Genomic DNA, 5,125 nt, shown 5'->3' with positions numbered 1-5,125 from the left:
GAAAAAGCTGGAGATTTATCTGCTATTTTAAGTAGCTTACAAACGGGAGAGATTTTATTTATTGACGAAATTCATCGATTACCAAAAACAGTAGAAGAAATACTATATTCTGCTATGGAAGATTATGCTTTAGATATTGTTATTGGTAAAGATTATGATAGGAGAACTATTAGAATTAAATTATCAGCTTTTTCTTTAATAGGGGCAACTACCAAATTTGGACATATCTCTTTTCCACTAAGAGATCGATTTGGTTTAACTTTAAAATTAGATTATTATAAAGAATCAGAATTAAAAACTATTCTGCAAAGAACAGCTAAAGTTTATAATAACTATATAGAAGAAGAAGCATTAACAGAATTAGTAAAGCGCAGTCGAGGAACACCTAGAATAGCTAATCGTTTGTTTCGTAGAACGCGTGATTTTGCAGAAATATATTCTAATAAAGTAATTACTCATCAAATAACACTAGAAACATTAAAAAAATTAAAAATTGATGAAAATGGATTAAATGAAACAGATTATAATTATTTAAATAATTTAGTATTTAAATTTAATGGTGGCCCTGTAGGAATTAAAAATTTAGCCGCTACTTTAGGAGAAGAAATTTTTACTATAGAAGAAGTTTATGAACCTTATTTGATACAAAAAGGCTATATAAAAAGAACACCAAAAGGTCGTATAGCAACTAATTTAACTATTAAATTACTAAATAAATTAAATCGAAAATCAATATGATTTCTTAATATAATCTTATTTTGTTAATCAAATTGAAATAAATTCGTTGTAAAAGATATTCAATATCATTATTAAAATTATGAATATTTTTAATAAATTATTAACCACTCCTTAAATAAATTAAAAATTTTTTTAATTTTTTTATAATCAATTACAATTATAATCAATTATTTGTTTTAAAATCGTTTTATAATCTTGTTCCCTTAAATAAGAAGAATTATCTAGTAATTTGACATATATTTCATCCTTAGAAAAACGCGGAATTATATGAACATGATAATGAAAAATAGTTTGCCCAGCCACTGATCCATTATTATTTATTAAATTTAAACCAGAAGCTTTAAAAGCTTTAATCAATACGTGACTAATTTGGTAAACTATTTTGAATAAATGTAAAAAAACATCTTGTGGCACATCTTGAATATCGGCATAAACTTTTTTAGTAATAACCAAAGTGTGACCACGAGTAACTTGAGAAATATCTAAAAAAGCCATCACCAAATCATCTTCATAAATAATATAACTCGGTATTTGTTTATCAACTATTTTAGAAAAAATACTATGCATATTTAAATTTTTTCCTTTTTTTTATAAAAATTTTAATTCAAAATAATAGGTTTAAAAATTATCCATCAAATTCAATTTTAAATTTAAGATAAATGAAACAATTTGTTCTTACTAATATTTTTAAAATTAATCTTAGCAATTTTATAAAAAATTGATAAACCATATTTTTCATAAATTAATTTAATTTGTTGATTGACTAAATCAGAAGCTCCTAAAATTAATTTTAAATTATTATCTTTCCCTAATTTTTCTATCTCTTGTAAGAATAAATAACGAGCAATAATAGAAGCAGCAGCTACACATAAAAATTTAGATTCAGCTTTAGTTTTAAATATAGAGATAGAATATTTGCGTTTCAATATCAAAATTGGTATTTTTGATATCTATTACAAACAGCCCCCCTCTAAACCGGACAAGCAAGTTTCCAAGCATCCGGCTTGCCATAATTTACCTTCTTACGAAGACTAACTTAATGTCACCACTGGTTAGTTGTTGATTATAATCGTCCTGTAACACTTTATGATATTGCACAATAAATTACTGACTTCTTTCGCCCTATAAAGGTCGTTAACCTTCATCTTGGGAGGGCGATTAACTTAATTATTCCAAATTAAGTTTTACTCCTCCGACTACTAAAAAGTCGCTTTATCCTTGAGCCTAATGACTTTTATTTCATTATTAGTTAATTTAATAACTAGCTTTTAGGATTCTCCAAGTTACTCTAAATATCAACCTTGATTCCTTAGGTGAATTAACCATTTTACTAATGGTGAGATTCCAGGTTTTTAATTGATAAACTATCCAGCCCAATTATTTTAGGTTGATAGTCTCTGGACTGCTCGTTTATAGTAGTTTACGAGACAGGTTATCAAATTACATCTTCTTAGCTTCTTAGGCCCTTTCAGGCTTATCCTTAAAATCATTCGGTGGCGGTATCTTCTTGACTAACTACTTCATCGCAAACCGCTTTTAAGAACTGCTGTAATTCTTTATTGTTTCCTTTAAAGAACCGTTCTTAGCCTTTCAGTGTTTATCGCACTGGTGATTGGTTAAATCACACGATATTTAGGCCTCTTTGGCGCCCATAATAGAATGATAAACCTTCGATTCCGTTTTTAAATAATTAAAATAACAAGATTCAGTAGCAAATTGATCGATAATCACTGAAGATGAAAATTTTAAATTATTACAAAATCTTAAAATTAATTTATTATATAAACAAGCAAGTATATGATTAAGATTGAATTTTTTCTTAATTAAATTATTATAATCAAAAGGTTGTAAAATTTCAAAATCATAATCAATATGTTTCATTAAAAAAGGAGCTATTTTAAAAATAGCATTTTTACTTAATAATTTTGAATCTTTAACATTATTTCGCAATAAAAAATCTACTAATTCATTTCTTATATAAACTATACCAACTACTATAGGTCCGAACACATCGCCTTTACCTGATTCATCAGCTCCAACATAATCGATATAATTTTGAAAATTTTCTCTCATTAATTAAAAAACTCCTTTTATTCCGTTAAATTTATTGTTATGAACCAAATAATTATAAAATATTAATAATCCTTTTAATCCTATGATAAAAATAGATTATTTACGTTTAAAAAACAAAATTAGTTTTTAATTGTATATATTCTTACTAAACACTCCCCTATAAAACCTTACAAACAAATATCTAAATTAATTTATTAAGCGAAGTAACTACTAATAAGTAATATTGTATTTCTTGAAAAGTGGTAAGATTCCAGGTTTTTTTCATTAACAAAATACCAGAGATAGAATGACATTTTCATTTTTTATCAGCCACTTGTTACTAGTAATGTAGATACGGATAAATTTAATTACTTGGTTTTCGGATTTCCCAAGTTACTCTAAATTTCTACCTTAATTCTTTAAATGAATTACCTTCCTTTTGAGAGGCTGATGCCAGATTTTCTTTACATGATAAACTACTAAATACTTTATCCATATATCCGATTAAAGCAACTTACAGAACAAGTGAAGCTATTTTTACATCAATTTTTCTTCTTAGGCCCTTTCAGGCTTCTCCATGGAATTATTTGGTGGCGGGTGTCATATTGACACTAATTGGCTTTCATCTCAATCCGCTTTTATGGTCTGCTGTTGTAATTAGTCATTCTTTAATTTAACCTACTGACCGTATCGTTTCAGGATTTATCTTCTCTGGATATTGGGGAAATCACACAATATTTAAACCTCTTCAGCGCACATCCCAATTAATAGGTTTTTTTTGATGATATTTTAAATATTCATTAGCACGAGAAAATGGCTTAGAACCAAAAAAACCTCGATAAACCGAAAGTGGTGAAGGATGACTACTTTCAATAATCAAATTATCTTTAATATTTAGATAACTTTTATAATCTTGAGCTTGTTTCCCCCACAAAATATAAACAATATTTTTTTTAAAAGACAAATAATTAAATATATTAATAGTAAAAATATGCCAACCAATATTTTTATGACTTAAAGAAAAACCTTCTTCAACAGTTAAAATAGTATTCAATAATAATACCCCTTCATAAGCCCAAGAAAATAATTGATTCGTAGAAGCTTTAATGGATAAATCATTTTGTAACTCAATAAAAATATTCTTTAAACTTTTAGGAGTATCCGAAGATAAAGTGCTAAAAGCTAAACCGTGAGCTTGATTAGGTCCAGGATAAGGATCCTGACCTAAAATAACAACTTTTACTTTGTCCCAAGGAGTACACTTAAACGCATTAAAAAGATTTTTTGGATGTGGCAAAATTTTCTTACCCAATTTATATTGAGTTATTAAAAATTTTTTTATTTTAATAAAATACTCTTTTTGTTGTTCTTTTTTGAGAATATATTCCCAATTTATATTAGGAAAAATAATATTATCACCCATATATAATAAACCTTTTAATAAAATAATAATCTAAAATAGCTAATTAAAGTTTTAAACTAAATTATCATTAGATGAAGATTCATCGAAAATAATAAAGTAAAATAATAATAAAATCATACTCCATATTAGTATATAAGTTATTTCATAAGGAATTTTAAAAGAATATTTATAAAAAATATTATGATAAGGAATTTTTTCTTCAAATTTTTGAACAAAAGAATTATTATCACCCTTCGTAGTGACATATTTTTCTTGAGTATTATTAAAAACTACTCTATGAATAATAAAACTATCTTTTAAATAAGCAAATTCAGAAGAATCTGCTTTGAATATAATTATATCTCCATCTAATTTTCCGGGATTACTTGTTTTTAAAAGTTTACATTTATCTTCATCTAATAAAGTAAAAAAAACTATATCATCAACACGCATTTTAGGTAACATGCTATCACTAGATACTCGAGAAAAATTAAAACGAAAAATTTTAGTAGTATTTTCTTTATCTAAAATTAAATTACATAATAAAAATATAACTAAAAAAAATAAAAATAGATTAAAAAAATAATAAATAATATTTCTAATTATACTTAACCTAAAATACCTTTTATATTTTATAAAGCCCATTATAAAATCACCATTATGCCCCATTCTTTAAAATTATTCTGAAAAAATTTCTTTATATATAAATATACATTCGCCAACAAAGGAGAAATAATTCCTCCTTGAGGAGAGCCTGATAAAGATTCATATTTGATGCCATCTTTCATGAAACCGGCTTTCAACCATTTGTTAATGTTTGAGAGCGTTTTATGCTTTTTGATGAACTGATTGAAGGTTCTCATCAGAATCTCATGATTAATGGTATCAAAGTAACCTTTTAAGTCGATTTTGATAATATAATCTATTCCTTTA

Annotated in this window: 6 protein-coding genes and 1 pseudogene; 1 reads left to right on the top strand and 6 read right to left on the bottom strand. The window is 25.8% G+C overall.

Annotation, left to right across the window (positions count from 1 at the left end; all coding sequences use genetic code 11):
* On the top strand, nucleotides 1-738 hold a 738-nt coding region (ruvB, locus tag OC710_RS02480), incomplete at its 5' end, for a Holliday junction branch migration DNA helicase RuvB (protein ID WP_304514998.1).
* Between the two features lie 147 nt (nucleotides 739-885).
* On the opposite strand, the gene OC710_RS02475 is transcribed toward ruvB, so the two are convergent.
* The 6 genes and pseudogenes from OC710_RS02475 to OC710_RS02450 all read right to left on the bottom strand — a co-directional run.
* Entirely contained in the window at nucleotides 886-1,305 is a 420-nt protein-coding gene (locus tag OC710_RS02475) for an HIT family protein (protein ID WP_004995025.1), read from the bottom strand.
* Between the two features lie 83 nt (nucleotides 1,306-1,388).
* Entirely contained in the window at nucleotides 1,389-1,664 is a 276-nt protein-coding gene (locus tag OC710_RS02470; protein WP_004995027.1) for a hypothetical protein, read from the bottom strand.
* 706 nt (nucleotides 1,665-2,370) lie between these two features.
* Nucleotides 2,371-2,811, bottom strand: coding sequence for a ribonuclease HIII (locus OC710_RS02465; protein WP_004995028.1), 441 nt, complete (start codon nucleotides 2,809-2,811; stop codon nucleotides 2,371-2,373).
* 727 nt (nucleotides 2,812-3,538) lie between these two features.
* Entirely contained in the window at nucleotides 3,539-4,213 is a 675-nt protein-coding gene (locus OC710_RS02460; RefSeq protein ID WP_004995031.1) for a uracil-DNA glycosylase, read from the bottom strand.
* Between the two features lie 51 nt (nucleotides 4,214-4,264).
* Complete coding sequence (locus OC710_RS02455) at nucleotides 4,265-4,837, bottom strand: signal peptidase I (protein ID WP_051049957.1); 573 nt, start codon at nucleotides 4,835-4,837, stop codon at nucleotides 4,265-4,267.
* 47 nt (nucleotides 4,838-4,884) lie between these two features.
* Nucleotides 4,885-5,125: pseudogene (locus tag OC710_RS02450) on the bottom strand (reverse transcriptase domain-containing protein); the annotation flags it as partial.

The organism is 'Vigna radiata' phytoplasma, from assembly GCF_030586915.1.
Taxonomy (GTDB): domain Bacteria; phylum Bacillota_I; class Bacilli_A; order Acholeplasmatales; family Acholeplasmataceae; genus Phytoplasma; species Phytoplasma australasiaticum.
The sequence above is the reverse complement of the archived record's forward strand: the minus strand, read 5'-3'. Positions and strand labels throughout refer to the sequence as shown.

What these genes read in the sequence shown, in the direction of transcription:
- OC710_RS02475 (WP_004995025.1), bottom strand. Translation starts at nt 1,305, where the DNA reads ATGCATAGTATTTTTTCTAAAATAGTTGATAAACAAATACCGAGTTAT.
- OC710_RS02465 (WP_004995028.1), bottom strand. Translation starts at nt 2,811, where the DNA reads ATGAGAGAAAATTTTCAAAATTATATCGATTATGTTGGAGCTGATGAA.
- OC710_RS02460 (WP_004995031.1), bottom strand. Translation starts at nt 4,213, where the DNA reads ATGGGTGATAATATTATTTTTCCTAATATAAATTGGGAATATATTCTC.
- OC710_RS02455 (WP_051049957.1), bottom strand. Translation starts at nt 4,837, where the DNA reads ATGGGCTTTATAAAATATAAAAGGTATTTTAGGTTAAGTATAATTAGA.